Origin of the sequence: Streptomyces hundungensis, assembly GCF_003627815.1 — a bacterium.
GTDB classification, from domain to species: domain Bacteria; phylum Actinomycetota; class Actinomycetes; order Streptomycetales; family Streptomycetaceae; genus Streptomyces; species Streptomyces hundungensis_A.
The window spans coordinates 662,841-676,959 of the sequence record NZ_CP032698.1 but is presented as its reverse complement, the minus strand read 5'-3'; the positions used below and the strand labels follow the sequence as shown (position 1 = coordinate 676,959).

Sequence of the window (14,119 nt, the reverse complement as noted above, 5' to 3'; positions counted from 1 at the left end):
GCGGCGCGGGTCCGCAGGAGCAGCGAAAGGCTGACCGAGCGGTTCGCGCGATGGCCAGAGGGGTGGCGGCGTCGCGTCGTGGTCCCGCCCTCCACACGAGAGGGACCCGCTTCGACGCGGAGCTCGTCATGCGTCCAGAGCCGGGGCCGCTCTGGGGTGTCAACTGGCTTGATACGCCAGGGAGTTACCCGGCGACGGGCCGCTGGTCCCGCGCCCTGGGACTGCCCGACGCGCTGCCCGACGGTGCCGGAATCGCGCTGCGGACCACGGACGCCGAAGGCCACCCCCTGGACCTGCTGATGACGACAGCGGGAAGCGGCCGGCTCTCTCGGCACCTCCCGCGCGCTCGGTGGAGCGCGACCTCCGGGCCGTACTCGACGCTGCTCAGCTATGAAGTCGGGACCCGCACCTGCGTGATCGCCGCCTTCCCCGCACGCGGCACCCCTCCCGTCCCGGCCACACCCAGCCGCTTCGCCCAAGCCCTCGCGCACCTCACCCTGCGGTTCGAACTCCGCGCCCAGGATCCCTTCTCCGGGGCCTGGCGTACGTTCGGCATCCTGTCCCTACGGGAACCGGCGGACGATACGCCCATCGCGTTCGACCCCTACCGAAACCACCTTCCGGATCTTCGGCCCACCGCCCGTTTCGCCCGCCTGCGGACCACGGCGTACACGGGCTCCCGAGAAGGCCGCCATGCGCCTTCCGAACGGTTGCGGTGAAGGTGCCGCACGGAAGTCAGCGATCCTCTGGTCGAGTACTCAGGGGGTGATCGGCTGGTTCCGGCCTCCCCGACTGACCGCTCGCCGGCCCCAACTCTGCGCTGTCCCTTGTCAGTTCGCGACGGCGTGGCGGGCGGCGGGCTTTCGGTCGTCTCGGCCCGTCGGCGCATTCCGTAGGTCGATGTGGGAGCGGAAGGTGCGGCGGTAGGTGTCCGGAGCCACGCCGACGGTGCGGTGGAAGTGTCGGCGCAGGGTGGTGGAGGTGCCCATGCCGGTGGCCGTGGCGATGGCGTCGATCGTGTCGTCCGTGGTCTCCAGGAGTTCCTGGGCGTGGCGGATGCGCTGGGTGTGGAGCCACTGCAACGGCGTGGTGCCGGTGAGGGAGGTGAAGTGGCGGGCCAGGTGGCGTGAGCTCATCCGTGCCTGGCGGGCCAGGTCCTCCACGGTGAGCGGCTCGTCCAGGCGTTGCAGGACCCAGGGCAGGAGCTCGGCGAGCGGGTGGTTGCCGGGGTCGGGAACCGGGGTGCGGATGAACTGGGCCTGCCCGCCGTCCCGGTGGGGCGGAACGACGAGGCGGCGGGCGATCTTGTTGGCGTTCGCCGAGCCGTGGTCGAGGCGAACGAGGTGCAGGCACAGGTCCATGGCGGCGGCCTTGCCGGCGGAGGTGAGCACGTCGCCGTTGTCGACGTAGAGGACGTCCGGGTCCACCGTGATGTGGGGATGGCGTCGGGCGAGTGCCTCGGTGTGCGCCCAGTGCGTGGTGGCGCGTTTGCCGTCCAGCAGCCCGGCGGCGGCCAGGACGAATGCCCCGGTGCACAGGGAGGCCACGCGTGCGCCCGCCGCATGGGCGGCGCGGACCGCGTCGAGGAGCTCCACGGGCGGGTCCACATCGGTGTCGGCCCAGCCGGGGACGATCACGGTGTCGGCGTGTGCGAGGTGGTCGAGTCCGTGGTCCATTTCGAGGCGGTAGCGGTCGATCCGCACGGCACCCGGTCCGCACAGCGCGAAGTCGTACCAGGGGTCCACGACGTGGGTCAGGTCCGAGCCGAACACCTCGATCGCCAGGGACAGTTCGAAAGGCAGCATGCCGTCGGTGACGGCCAGTGCGACGGTGGGCATGTCCGAAAGTGTATGACGCGTGTCGTTCCAGACACTCCTGAGGGCTGCTGTTCCTCGACAGGATGTCCACAACGGATCACAGCGGAGCAACCGCGGATCAGCCGGATCGCAGGGAGCAACTCATGAACTCGGGCCAGCAGGTGGCGGTTTTCGGCGCGTATGGGCACACCGGACGGTTCGTCGTGGCGGAGCTGCTCCAGCGCGGATACGTTCCCGTGCCGAGCGGCCGTGACGCCGACAAGCTGAAGGCGCTGGCACACGAGGCCGGCCTGGAGGCCCGGGTGGCGTCGGCCGACGACCCGGCCTCGCTCGACCGTGCCCTGGCCGGTACGTCTGCCGTGATCAACTGCGCCGGGCCTTTCGCGTCCACAACGGCCCCCGTCATCGAAGCCGCCCTGCGGGCCGGGATCGCGTACCTGGACGTCGCGGCCGAAATCGAGGCCAACCTCGACACCTTCGCGCACTTCGCCGACCGGGCGCGGGAAGCGGGCGCGCTCGTCGTCCCGGCGATGGCCTTCTTCGGCGGCCTGGGCGACCTGCTGGCCACGGCGGCGATGGGCGACTGGACCGAGGCCGACTCGGCGCACGTGGCCTACGGGCTGAGCCACTGGCACCCCACCGCCGGCACGCGCCTGTCCGGGGCGGTCTCCCGGGAGCGGCGCGGCGACCACCGCCTTCGCTACGCCGGCGGCCAGTGGGAGCGACGCACCGACGCCGCACCCGTCCTTGAATGGTCCTTCCCCGAGCCGATGGGATCACGACAGGTGATCGGGGAGTTCACCATGGCCGACGTGGTGACCATACCCACCCATTTGTCCATCCCGGACGTGACCACGTACATGACGGCCGAGGCGGCCCGCGACGTGGTGTCGCCCGACACGCCCGCGCCGGCCCCGTCCGATGCGAGCGGCCGGTCCGACCAGACGTTCCTCATCGACGCCGTCGTGCGCTCGGGCGACACCGTGCGACGGGCCGTCGCACGGGGCCAGGACATCTACGCCGTCACCGCCCCCCTCGTGGTGGAGGCCCTCGACCGCGTCCTCGACGGACGCACCCGCGCGGTCGGCGTCGCCTCCGCGGGCCAGATGTTCGACGCACCCGACTTCCTGCACGCGCTGGCCCCGCACATCACCCTGGAACTGCATCCCTGACGATTGCCGTTCGCCGTACGGCGGCCCTGATCCCGGGAGCGGAACCGCGCGTGTAGGCGAACGCGGATCACGGGCTGTTCGCCGCCCACGCGGATCTTCAATGAGGGCCTGCGCATCTTCGCCCCCCGCCCGCGCCGGACGGTCGCTTTCCTCGAGGAGGTTGATCCCGCCTCCCCCTGCCGATTGGGCGTGCGGATCCGGACGGCGTTCGCGGAAGGACCGTCACCACGACATGCCGAACCAAGGGAGATTTGCCCGCCATGCCCGTTCAGCCGACCCGCGCCGCCCTGACCATCGATGGCCGCACCCTGTCGTACCTCGACTTCGGCGGAACCGGCCGCCCCCTGGTGACGCTGCACGGCCACCTCTCCGAAGGGGCGTCCTTCACCGCTCTCGCCGACGCCCTCGGGCCCGAGTGGCGGGTGATCGCACCCGACCAGCGCGGCCACGGCGACTCGGAGCGCGCCCGCGAATACACCCGCGCCGGTTACGTCGCCGACCTCCTCGCCCTGCTAGACCACCTCGGCATCGACCGTACGGTCCTCCTGGGCCACTCCCTCGGCGCGTACAACGCCATTCAACTCGCCGTCAGGCGAACGGAGTTGGTGGAGTCCTTGATCATCGTCGACACTGCGGTGGACCTGCCCGACCACGGCCACAGCCCCCTCGCCTTCGTCCTCGACTTCCCCTACACCGCGGCCACCCGCCAGGAGCTGGCCGCCGCCTGCGGGCCCCTGGCCGCCGCGCTCGGCCCCCTGCTGCGCCCCCTGCCCGACGGCTCCGGTTGGCGGCTGCCCTTCCACCCGCGGGACACCGTCGACTCCGAGAACCTGGTCCACGGCGACCACTGGAGCAAGTGGCTTGCCACGGACTGCCCGGCCCTGGTGATCCACGGGCTGCGCAGCCAAGTGCTGCCCGCCGAACAGGCCCTGGCCATGTGCTCCACACGCCCCGCCACGACCTACCGCCCCCTGGACACCGACCACTTCGTCCCGCAGGCCGACCCCGAGGGCTACGCCAGGGCGGTACAGGAGTTCCTCGCCAGCATCTGAACAGGGCAGCCACCCAACGGGCCGTGAGGCCGAAGGCTCGGCGGTCGACTGTCGGAGGGGTCGCGTCCGTGCACGCTTCTCCCTAGCCTCCCGCGTATGACCCCAACTCACCGCCATTTACTGCTCGTTGGGCCGTTGAGCATGCTCGCCGCCCTCCTGATCGGCGTCCCGGCCGCGCGGGCAGCCGATCAACCCGTGCGCACCCCCGACCGGATCGGCTATGACGTCGTCCTGCGTGCCGATGACTCGGGCACCCGATGGGTGGGAAGGGAGCGGATCTCGTTCACCCACACCGGCGGGGGCCCGGCCCTGCGCGAGGTGTACGTACGGCTGTGGGGCAACGGCGCCGACGGCTGCGGCAGTCCGGGAGCCCCGTCGCCCGTCAGCGTTTCCCGGGTCAGCGGTGGTGTGGCCGACGCTCCATCGGTGAACTGCACGGCCCTGCGCATCCGCCTGGCCCGTCCCCTCGCCCCTGGCGCCCGGACCTCCGTGGCCTTCGACGTGTCGCTCGCGGTGCCGGACCGGATGGCGCGCTTCGGCCGGGGTGGCGCCTACCGCTACCTTGGCAACGCGCTGCCGGTCCTGGCCGTGCGCGACGGGCGCGGCTGGCACCTGGATCCCGATGTGGGCTTCGGCGAGAGCTACTTCACGCTCGCCGCCGACTTCCGCGTCGCCCTCGACCATCCCGCCCGGCTCGCTGTGCCCGCGACCGGCACGACAACGACCCGGCCGGGCGAGCCGGGGCGTGCGGTCACCGTCTCAACGGCCCACCGAGTACGGGACTTCGCGTGGGCGGCGGGGCCGTTCCGTACCGCCACGTCGACCAGCCCGGGCGGTGTGCGGGTGCGCGCCTACTGGACCGAGAACACGGACCCGTCCGGCGTCGCGTCGGCCCGGCAGGAGAGCGCGGAGGCGGTGGACGCGTTCGGGAAGCGCTTCGGCAGCTACCCGTACGGGGAACTCGACGTCGTCCTCAGCCCGGACTTCACGTTCGGGAGCATGGAGTACGCGGGCTTCGTACTGGTGTCGACGGGCCCGGACGGCAGCGCCGTGGTCCACGAGATCGCGCACCAGTGGTGGTACGGGATCGTCGGCGACGACGAGTACGCCGATCCCTGGCTGGACGAGGCGTTCGCGACGTACGCCCAGGACCTCTTCTACGGCGACAACGCGGAGGGCTGTTGGCCCGACGTGTTCTGGCCGCGGCCCGACGCGACGGTCACCGCCGACATGGCCTACTGGGCTCGGCCTCCGGGCCACAACGGCTGGACCGCCGTCGTGTACCGGGCGGGTTCGTGCGCGCTGCACGACCTGGAGCGCGAACTCGGCACCCCGGCGATGGAACAGATGCTGCGACGCTACGCCCGCGACCACTGGTACGGCGTCTCGACCGACGACGCCTTCATGCGCGCCGCGCAGGCGGCGACCGCCAAGGACCTGACCCCGTTCTGGCAGGAGCACCGGATCCGGGCGCACGGCGAGAGCGCGCGCTAGCCCCCGGGCCGGAGCGGGCGTCCAGGACGACAAAAAGGCCCGGAGCATCGATGCTCCGGGCCTTCTCGTGCAGTAGCGGGGACAGGATTTGAACCTGCGACCTCTGGGTTATGAGCCCAGCGAGCTACCGAGCTGCTCCACCCCGCGTCGGTGAACACCACCTTACGCCACGTCTCGACCAGCCCGGACCGCGGGCCTACCCGACCTCCGGAGCGGTGGGGCCGTCGGTTCACCACGCGGGGCGGATCGGTCCTGGTGGTGCGAGGCGTGTCAGGTCGGCGACGAGTTGGCTGAAGCGCGCCTCGCCCAGTCCTTCGCGCCAGGGTGCGACGGCAGCCCGGGCCGCCTGGTCGGCGGCGCGGGTGGCGGCTCGGCCGGCCTCGGTCAGTCCCAGGAGCCGGGCGCGGGCATCGTGCGGGTGTGGATGCCGCTCCACGTACCCCTTGCGGACGAGTTCCTCGACCAGCTGGGCGGCGGCCTGCTTGGTCACCCCCAGGTGCTCCGCCAGGTCGGCCGTCGTGGCGCCGCCCATAGAGATGCGGGCGAAGGCGAAGCCGTGTGCGGGGCGTAGGTCTTCGAATCCCTGCTGGGACACATTGGCGTGGATTTCCTGCACCAGCTGTCCGGAAAGTGCCAGCACGACTGCGGAGAAGGCCAGGGCGTCGTCCATGGGCTTGACTATAGCTCGTCAATCAGCTTGTCTATCTAGACAAGAAGCTTGTCTAGAGAAGGGTTGGGTCGAAGCATGCCGTTCATCCGCAGTGAAGAGGCCGTTGTGCACGAGATTCACGGTGGTCGTTTCGCTTCCTACGTCCGTCCGGACACCGGCAGCCGGGACCTCGCCGGCTGGCGCGTTGAGATTCCGGCGGCCATGGTGGGGCCGACCCACACGATCAGCGCCGAGGAGACCTTCTACATCCTGTCCGGTTGCCTCCAACTCGCCATCGACGGTGAGAGCGCCGAACTCGTCGCGGGTGACGCCGCGGTGGCACCCGCAGGTTCCGAACTGGCGATCGCCAACACCACCGACCAGCCCGCCCACATCTGGGTAACCACACGCGTCGGCCTCACCGCCAAACTGGCAGACGGCGACACCCTCACGCCGCCCTGGGCCAACTAGCGCCAGCCACGCGCAGGTTCGCCGCCCTGGCGGAGGGCGCGTTGGCGGACGGGCGAGGGCGTGCGTGCCCGGTGTGACCAGCCTGTTTAATCGGCCGCCAACAGGTCTTGCGCTTGACGCCGGACAACAGCCCGAGCGGTTACGTGCGGGGGTGCCGGCGGTTCCATCCCGCCGGAACCAGCCCGCGATCCGGGCCATGGCCTGGCCGGACAACGCCCCCCACCGGTACGGCTCTACGCTATGGCTCGCGGCCACCGCACGATCTTCAGGAGCCCACGCGCCCCCCGATGATCACGCGGAGGCCGCTCCCGCCCCGGGCCAGGTCCTGAGCAGTGCCAACTCCTCGCTTCAATCCGGCGGCCCCGAATCCACGAAATGAGCACATGGACAACGACCCTCTTCAGATTCCGCTCGATCAGCTCCGGCACGCCTTCGAGCTGGCGCTGCACCACATCGAAGCGTCATCCGGCAACGCAGTGGTGGCGCTCGAGCACGACTACTTCTGGTCTGTTCCGGGCGACGAACTCTATGACGTCCCCAACCAACCGAGAACGATCACAATCGGGCAGCTCTCCGAGTCATGGCAGCACCTCGAGGACCTCCTCGCCGACCCGGACCGGGCCGTGGGCCAGCACCTGGTCTGGCTCGCCGATGTCCTCCGTGCGATCGGGCAAACCACCGCCCAATAGTCACCACTCGCGGCAAATGATGGGGAACTGCGAAGGCGCGCTGAGGTATTAAGGGCTCCATTCCTGCCTGGCCCAGCAACCGTGGTCACCGAGCTCATGCCAGGTCGGCGAGGCCGCGGACCGTCGCCGTACCGGTGCGGACGATGAAGAGGCCGCTGCCGGCAGGCGTCTCTTCCGACTGAATCCGCAATTCCTCCACGTCCGTCAAGGGCGGCCAACGAGTCTCGCGCTCTGACCAGCGGACCCCCGTCAGGTCGATCCCGTCGAGATGGGCGCTGCCCAGATCGGCGGTGGTGAAATCACTGAGGAGGCAGTGCAGTGCCTCTCCCGACAGCTCGGGCAGCGACATGTCCAGGCGTTCTTCGATCTCCGCTCGCAAGGCCGACACACAGACAGCGCTCAGCCCCTTCGCGGTCCGGAGTGTCTCCGCAAGGAGCTCGGCGTCACCGCGTCCATTTCCGTAACTCCGGTGAGAGGGAAAGCTGTGCGCCAGGACGTTCCTGGCCTTGCGGACGCTGACGGTGAGCTGCGCGCTCTGCGTGCTCAGGAGAACGGGCGGGTTGCCGGTCGGTCGGGACAGGAGCGGAACGATCAGGAGAGCCAGGTGCAGAGCGTGTTCCGTAGCCTGCTTCATCGCATGGTTGAAGGCCACCTGCACCAACTCATTGGGATAGGCGCCGACCATGCTGGTGACCTCGTCCAGGAGGGACATCGTCTCGTCGACCTGCACCAGCTCCCGGTCGGGGACGACGCGGCCGATAAAGGCGACCAAGGAGATCAGCCGTGGCAGCAGTTCGTGCCCCCACGGATACGGTTGCGGTTGGTTGAGCTGGGTGAGATCAACGCAGAAGTGCCACGCGAACTCGGTGCATTGCAGCAGGGCGCTGACCGAGGGGAAGCCACGGAGCCGCATGCGGTCCTCCGCTGCGACGAGTGAGTGAAGAGACCCCTCCAAGGCGGAAGACCAGACCCTGTCGGCCGCCTCCCCGAGCGCCAGGTTCTGTGAAAGGGGCGTCTGGGCCACGGACTTCGATGCGGTGGCGTCCTTGAGGATCGCGGCCAGACCGGCTTCGGTGTCGGTCAGGCGGCGCATGTCTTCCACTGAAGCGTCGTGATGCTGCTGGAGCAGAATCTCGCGGAGCCCTGCATCGACGTCCAAGTGGCTCCCAAGGGCATGAGCCAGGCGGATCTGTTCGTTCGAAAACCAGTCAGTGAAAGAAGGGGTTGTCATTTGGCGTCCCCCGTCTGCGAGAGGAACTGGGTGGCGGTACGCCGGGCCTTCTTGAGGCTGCTGCGGACGGCCTCGGCGGTCATCCCCAGCTCCTCGGCGATCTCCGTCGAGCTGTATCCGCTCAACGTCCAAGCGAGGACTTGGCGTTGGCGAGGGGGGAGCGCTCTGAGAACGCGGAGTATGTCCTGTTCCGACTCCCACGTGGCGATGGCGTCCGGCCGCGGCAGCAGAGAACTCGGTTCGGGAACGTCTTCGGCGGGCTCTTCAAGCACGGTGGCGATGTGCCGAACCAGGGCCCGGGACGCGACCCGGTGGACCCAGGCACGTGGCTGTTCGATGTCATTCCAGCGTCTGTACGCCTTCATCATGGTGTCCTGCGCGATGTCCGCGGCCAGGTGGGCATTGGCACCCTGGTTCATGAGGAACCAGACAAGCGAGCGGATCATGCTGCGGTAGAAGGCGGGGAACTCGTGCGTGCGGGCCAGGATGTTGAGGCTGTCGGCTGATGCCCCTTCCAGCGTGGCGGGCTGCTTCAGAGGTCCTCCGTCTGTGGGCTCGAGGCCACTCATCGCGAGGTGTCCTCTCGCCCAGGAGCCCCGGGGTCGAGGCGAACACGAATGCGCCGCCCGTCCCCTTGCTCGTCATCGACTTCCAAAGAGTGGGACGGAGCAGCCCGAACCAGTCCCAGCAGGTGGTCGCGGTGTGCGGTGTCGGTCTGGCTTCGCCACCGAAGCCGCAACCACAGGGTGAGGAGCGTCCCCACCTGGGCGGTCACGATTGAGACGACCGTGACGATGATGGCCGGGTCCATGGTCCCTTTTCTGTCGGATCGTTGAGCCCGCCGGGGGCCCTCGTGAAGGAGGAGCCTGGAGGACCCGCGTCCGTGAACCCCCAACTCCAAGATTTTTATCGGGAAGCCGGGACGGTCCTGATCCAACACGGCACAGGCGATTCGGTTCTGCTGCCAGGACGTGCGCGTATGTGCAGACCAGACACAGTGAGCGCTCAGGCATGTGCGTCACGTCTCGAACACGATTCCGTCATGGTCTGTCGGTCGGTGCCGAACATGAACGGGTCCCTGCACGGGACCCGGGGGTGCGCGCGCCCTGAGTCCACCAACTTCCGCACCTCGCAACGTAGTTGACCGTGAGCAGTCGAGGCACACCTACCGGTAGGGGCACAAGGTCCCGGTGCGCGCCATGCCCGGGCTGGTCTCAGCCGTAACCGGGACAAACGGTTGTTCCCGTCCTCTCCGCACAGGTACAGATATGCGCGACCAGTCAGTACAAGGAGGGGAAAGTCATGAAGAAGACCACGAAGTGGACCATGAAGAACGCTGTCGGCGTCGTCCTGGGCCTGGCGCTTGCGGGCACGCTGGGGACCGCAGGTGCTGCTGAGGCGCAGGCGCAGCCGTCAGTCGCGGCACCGGCACCGGCACCCGTGCTCGGCGCGGCGGGCGCGGCCGGTCCGGCCGTCGAGGCGCCTGCCTCGGTCGTCGCGGACCTGAAGGCGGCGACGAGCAGGGCACGCGCCGCGCTGGCACCCAACGCCCGGGTCATCTGCTACGCCGCCCACGTCCAGGACATCGGCTGGCAGTCCGCCGTATGCGACGGCGCCGTGGCGGGCACGACGGGGCAGAGCCGCCGGATGGAGGCGCTGGCCGTTTCGACCAGCGGCGTCGGCGGCGTCTGTGCCAACGCCCACCTCGCCGACATCGGTTGGCAGGGCTGGGCGTGCGGCTCGGACGGACAGGTCGTGACGGTGGGCACCACCGGGCAGTCGCGCCGTATGGAGGCGCTGGGTGTCCAGGTCGGCTCGGGCAGCGTAGGGGCGCAGGCGCACGTGGAGGGCTACGGGTGGTTGAGCTCGGTCGCCGGAAACCCGGTCTACGCCGGAACGACGGGCCAGTCCCGCCGCATGGAGGCCGTACGCATCTGGGTCTGACCCGGACTTCCTGACGGCTGACACGTGCAGGGGCAGGGGCGGTGCCTCGCGGGCACCGCCCCTGCGTCTGCCCCCCAGCCGTTTGAACGCGCTTGTCCGATGCGTCGGCAGCAGGCCCTCCGGTGGCCCGCGGGGGAGGAACTCCTGGCGAACTGGGGGCGCGCGCGGTCGGCCCTTGCCGTTTGATCCGCGCACGTTCGGTCCTCTTCACGTGCCCGGGATGCTCATCGGGGGTCTCGCCGGTGGCGGTCGGCTGGCGCGCTCAGGGGCGGCCGGTTCCGGCGCAGGAATGGTCGGCCCAGGGCGAGCGGGCCGGTGGCTAGTGGGGGTTCGCCGCCGGCCGGAGCGTGCAGAAGACAGGCCGGTTGGCAGTCAGGAATGCGCGGGCTGCTTGCGGTTGCGGAGGAAGACCGTGGCGATGAGGACACCGAGAAGGACCAAGGCGGCGTTGACGCCGATGGCGACGGTGACGCCGTGGAGGATGGCGCCTGCGGTGACGGCCCCGGAGGTGGCGGCCGTGACGACGGCCGACATGACCGGCGTGCCCATGGTGATGCCGATCTGCTGGGACATGGTGGCCAGGCCGGTGGCCAGTCCCTGCTCACTGTCCGGGAGCCCGGAGGTGGCGGTGACCATGAAGCCGACAATGACCAGCATGTTGCCGATGCCGCCGAAGAAGGTGGCGGGCAACAGCAGCCACATGGAGGCGCTCTCGGGGCCGAGCAGGAGCAGGACCGCGGTGAAGGCGGTCTGGATCAGACCGCCGGCGACCAGCGCGGTGAGGGTCGAGTACTTGGCGATGACGCGCGGGGCGAGCATGCCGCCGACGACGGTGCCCAGGCCGAGCACGCCGAAGGAGATGCCGGCGGTGAGGGCGGAGAAGTTCAGGGTCTTCTGCATGTAGAGGGTGAGGAGGTAGACCAAGGAGGTCTCGGTGACGAAGGCAAGCAGGCCGAGGATGTTGCCCCAGGTCACCGAGGGCCGCTTGAGGATCCGCAGCGGGACCAGCGGCTCTTCGACCCGGCGCTCGACGAACCAGAAGACGACCAGGAGTACGGCGCCGACGAGCAGTCCCATGAGGGCGGCCGGGTGGGCGAAGCCGTGTTCGCCGGCCTGGGTCAGGCCGTAGACGATGCCGAGCAGGCCAAGGGTGACCGACAGCGCGCCGGGCAAGTCCATCTTCGGGCGCCGCTCGGGCCGGGAGTCCTTGATGACGGCCGGGGCGATGAGGAGTACGGCCACGGCGACGGGGACGTTGATGAAGAACGCCCAGCGCCAGGAGAGCAGGTCGGTCAGGATGCCGCCAAGGATGGCTCCGGTGGTGAAACCCGCCGACATCAGGGCGCCGTTGAGACCGAGCGCCTTCTGCCGCAGCGGGCCTTCGGGGAAGGCGGTGGTGAGGAGGGAGAGGCCGGCCGGGGTGACGGCGGCGGTGGCCAGGCCCTGGGCGATGCGGGCGGCGATCAGGACTTCGGGTGTCGTGGCGAGGCCGCCGATCAGGGAGGACAGACCGAGGACGGCCAGGCCGCCCAGGAAGACGCGCTTGCGGCCCATCAGGTCGCCGATGCGGCCGAAGAAGAGGGTGAAGCCGGCGGCGGAAAGGGCGAAAGCGGTGGCGATCCACTGGAGGTTGGAGAGGGAGAAGCCGAGGCCGTCGCCGATCGCGGGAAGAGCCACGTTGAGGATGGAGAAGTCGACGGCCAGCATGAACTGGGCGACGAGGAGGACGGCGAGGACCACCTTCAGGCGGCGGGTGAGGTGCTGCGGTTCCGCCTCGAGGGTGGCGGCTGCAACCCGGGTGGTTTCGCCCCGGGACACGGTTCGAGTCGTGGACATGAGCGTGGCTTCCTTTCGCGTTCACCGGCCGGCTGGGCGGGCGGCGACGTCGGAGTGAGTGCGGGTGTGATCGATGACCGCGCGCAAGGCGCCGCGCCCCACAAACGGTTCTGTTGTTCCGTTACGCTGGAGAACGTAGCACCGTGGCCGCTTTAATGGAACTGGAGACCCGTTATGACGCTCGATGGTGAGATGGCGCCCGCCCCGACGCCGGGCAGTCTCCGCCCTGGCGGGCGTACCGCACGCGTCCGTGAAGCGGTGCTGAAGGCAGCCGGGGACACCCTCGCCGAGCAGGGCTTCGAGGGCCTCGACCTCGCCGACATCGCCCGCATCGCAGGCGTCGGCAAGACCACCGTCTACCGCCGCTGGGGTACCCCGGCCCTCCTCGCCGCCGACCTCCTGGAGGACATGGCCGAGCAGTCCCTGCCCCGCGCACACACCGGGAGCCTCGAAGGGGACCTGCGCGCCAACGCCCGTCTGGTCGCCCGCACCCTTGTCGATCCGCGCCAGGGTCCGCTCTTCCGCGCGCTGATCGCGGCGTCCCTCTGCAACTCCCAGGCCCAGCAGGCACTTCACCGCTTCTACGCCGTCCGCATCGAGGAATGGGCGGGCTGCGTCACCGAGGCCGAACAGCGCGGCGAGGTACCCGAAGGCACCGACGCCAAGGCGGTCGTCGCGGCCGTCTCCGCCCCGCTTTACTACGCGATGCTCAACACGGGTGACCCCGTCGACGAGGCTCAAGCCGACCGGGCGGCGGCCGCGGCGTGCGCGGCGGCGCGTGCGGGGCTCTACCGCGAGGTGGACCGGTCGCAGTAGGTCGGTTGTGCCCTGCGGCCGCACGGTTGCGGCTTGGCGCGGGCGGGGACCCGGCGACGTAGCGGGCGGCGAGCCGTGTGTCTCAGGCTTGATCGCGCAGATGCGGGTGCTCCTGGCCTTCCATGTGCGGGCGCAGGAACGGGAGTTGAGGACGGCACGGCCGCGGATGTCGTGACGGGGGACGAGGTTCACGGTGAGTTTGCGGCTTCTTCGCGTGGGCCGAGGCCCGCCCCGAACAGCACCGCCGCCAATCTCTACGGCCCCACCTAACTGACCATCATTTGCGCCGAGTTCACCTTGCCGCGCCGACTTAACGCACTGGCCGCACAAGGACTGGCACCGGACCGGCGACCGGGTACGCCAAGACAACCGCCGGGCTGGTCCATCTGGGACGCCTTGACCGCCAGGTCAAGACAACGGGTATCGGGTCGAGCTGGGAGAGATCGAATTTTCGCCGCGCGGGCTCGCCGCCCTGCGGAGTACGCGCGGATTCCCGCCCCCGGCCCGTCAGGCGTCGTGAGGGCTGGGCGGCACCGCCCCGGAGGGAAGGGAGGCGGACTTGCGGCGGCGATAGGCGGAGGCGTTGGCCCGGCTCCCGCAGGACAGCTTGTCGCACCAGCGCCGATTGCCCGCTCGCGAACGGTCGAGGAAGAGCCGGGTGCAGCTCGCGCCGGCGCAGTGCCGTACGAGGTGTCGGTCGTCACCGCCGAACAGTTCGCCGCCCTGGCCGCGACGGTGGCCAGCGCCTGGTCGATGCCGCCGCGCCGCTCGGCCTCGCCCAGCGCCTTGAGAGCGACGACGACCTGGGGTCCGGCAGCGTACTCCCGGATCAGGCGTACATCGGCCGCCGCGGCGCCCTCGCCGCACTCCGCCGCGAGGGCCGTGCGGTAGACGGCCTCGCGCAGCAGCCTGGCGCGGTCGAGCGCCGCGCGGCCCCACCCGGCCCGG

At 69.9% G+C, this 14,119-nt stretch carries 15 protein-coding genes and 1 tRNA gene; 9 read left to right on the top strand and 7 right to left on the bottom strand.

The window, feature by feature from the left end; genetic code table 11:
• Positions 1 to 128 precede the first annotated feature (128 nt).
• The gene (locus DWB77_RS03075; protein ID WP_120719753.1) at positions 129 to 719 is read left to right on the top strand and encodes a phosphodiesterase; all 591 of its coding nucleotides are present in this window, start codon (positions 129 to 131) and stop codon (positions 717 to 719) included.
• 111 nt (positions 720 to 830) lie between these two features.
• On the opposite strand, the gene DWB77_RS03070 is transcribed toward DWB77_RS03075, so the two are convergent.
• The gene (locus tag DWB77_RS03070) at positions 831 to 1,838 is read right to left on the bottom strand and encodes a helix-turn-helix domain-containing protein (RefSeq protein WP_120719752.1); all 1,008 of its coding nucleotides are present in this window, start codon (positions 1,836 to 1,838) and stop codon (positions 831 to 833) included.
• A gap of 122 nt (positions 1,839 to 1,960) precedes the next feature.
• Between DWB77_RS03070 and DWB77_RS03065 the strand changes: the two genes are divergently transcribed.
• The 3 genes from DWB77_RS03065 to DWB77_RS03055 all read left to right on the top strand — a co-directional run bounded on the left by DWB77_RS03065 (position 1,961) and on the right by DWB77_RS03055 (position 5,535).
• Complete coding sequence (locus DWB77_RS03065) at positions 1,961 to 2,989, top strand: saccharopine dehydrogenase family protein (protein WP_120719751.1); 1,029 nt, start codon at positions 1,961 to 1,963, stop codon at positions 2,987 to 2,989.
• A 260-nt stretch (positions 2,990 to 3,249) separates the two neighbouring features.
• The gene (locus tag DWB77_RS03060; RefSeq protein ID WP_120719750.1) at positions 3,250 to 4,041 is read left to right on the top strand and encodes an alpha/beta fold hydrolase; all 792 of its coding nucleotides are present in this window, start codon (positions 3,250 to 3,252) and stop codon (positions 4,039 to 4,041) included.
• Between the two features lie 141 nt (positions 4,042 to 4,182).
• Positions 4,183 to 5,535, top strand: coding sequence for a M1 family metallopeptidase (locus tag DWB77_RS03055; RefSeq protein WP_246033808.1), 1,353 nt, complete (start codon positions 4,183 to 4,185; stop codon positions 5,533 to 5,535).
• 73 nt (positions 5,536 to 5,608) lie between these two features.
• Here the strand turns inward: DWB77_RS03055 and DWB77_RS03050 are convergent.
• Together DWB77_RS03050 and DWB77_RS03045 are read right to left on the bottom strand one after the other, a co-directional pair.
• Positions 5,609 to 5,682: transfer RNA gene (locus DWB77_RS03050), tRNA-Met, on the bottom strand.
• Between the two features lie 82 nt (positions 5,683 to 5,764).
• Positions 5,765 to 6,205: a MarR family winged helix-turn-helix transcriptional regulator gene (locus DWB77_RS03045; RefSeq protein ID WP_120719748.1), complete on the bottom strand. Its 441-nt coding sequence runs from the start codon at positions 6,203 to 6,205 to the stop codon at positions 5,765 to 5,767.
• Between the two features lie 75 nt (positions 6,206 to 6,280).
• Here DWB77_RS03045 and DWB77_RS03040 point away from each other — a divergent pair, with 75 nt between their 5' ends.
• On the top strand, positions 6,281 to 6,655 hold the full coding sequence (locus DWB77_RS03040; RefSeq protein ID WP_120719747.1) for a cupin domain-containing protein: 375 nt from the start codon (positions 6,281 to 6,283) through the stop codon (positions 6,653 to 6,655).
• Between the two features lie 383 nt (positions 6,656 to 7,038).
• Positions 7,039 to 7,344 carry a hypothetical protein gene (locus tag DWB77_RS03035; RefSeq protein ID WP_120719746.1) on the top strand — a complete coding sequence of 102 codons (306 nt, stop codon included), beginning with the start codon at positions 7,039 to 7,041 and terminating at the stop codon, positions 7,342 to 7,344.
• 94 nt (positions 7,345 to 7,438) lie between these two features.
• Here DWB77_RS03035 and DWB77_RS03030 read toward each other — a convergent pair whose 3' ends face one another.
• On the bottom strand, positions 7,439 to 8,503 hold the full coding sequence (locus DWB77_RS03030; RefSeq protein ID WP_162952384.1) for a hypothetical protein: 1,065 nt from the start codon (positions 8,501 to 8,503) through the stop codon (positions 7,439 to 7,441).
• Between the two features lie 68 nt (positions 8,504 to 8,571).
• The gene (locus DWB77_RS03025; protein WP_120719744.1) at positions 8,572 to 9,144 is read right to left on the bottom strand and encodes an RNA polymerase sigma factor; all 573 of its coding nucleotides are present in this window, start codon (positions 9,142 to 9,144) and stop codon (positions 8,572 to 8,574) included.
• A 733-nt stretch (positions 9,145 to 9,877) separates the two neighbouring features.
• Between DWB77_RS03025 and DWB77_RS03015 the strand changes: the two genes are divergently transcribed.
• Positions 9,878 to 10,519 (top strand): polysaccharide deacetylase, encoded by a 642-nt coding sequence (locus DWB77_RS03015; RefSeq protein WP_120727288.1) that lies wholly within the window; start codon positions 9,878 to 9,880, stop codon positions 10,517 to 10,519.
• Positions 10,520 to 10,891: 372 nt separating this feature from the next.
• Here the strand turns inward: DWB77_RS03015 and DWB77_RS03010 are convergent, their stop codons facing one another.
• A complete protein-coding gene (locus DWB77_RS03010; RefSeq protein WP_120719742.1) occupies positions 10,892 to 12,355 on the bottom strand; it encodes an MFS transporter in 1,464 nt (487 codons plus the stop codon).
• Positions 12,356 to 12,529: 174 nt separating this feature from the next.
• Here DWB77_RS03010 and DWB77_RS03005 point away from each other — a divergent pair, with 174 nt between their 5' ends.
• A complete protein-coding gene (locus DWB77_RS03005) occupies positions 12,530 to 13,171 on the top strand; it encodes a TetR/AcrR family transcriptional regulator (protein WP_246033382.1) in 642 nt (213 codons plus the stop codon).
• A gap of 507 nt (positions 13,172 to 13,678) precedes the next feature.
• Here the strand turns inward: DWB77_RS03005 and DWB77_RS38700 are convergent.
• Positions 13,679 to 13,885 (bottom strand): CGNR zinc finger domain-containing protein, encoded by a 207-nt coding sequence (locus tag DWB77_RS38700; RefSeq protein ID WP_246033807.1) that lies wholly within the window; start codon positions 13,883 to 13,885, stop codon positions 13,679 to 13,681.
• On the opposite strand from DWB77_RS38700, the gene DWB77_RS39600 reads away from it, so the two are divergent.
• Positions 13,850 to 14,062, top strand: coding sequence for a hypothetical protein (locus DWB77_RS39600; RefSeq protein WP_246033965.1), 213 nt, complete (start codon positions 13,850 to 13,852; stop codon positions 14,060 to 14,062). The two genes, DWB77_RS38700 and DWB77_RS39600, sit on opposite strands and share 36 nt — an antisense overlap.
• Positions 14,063 to 14,119 lie beyond the last annotated feature (57 nt).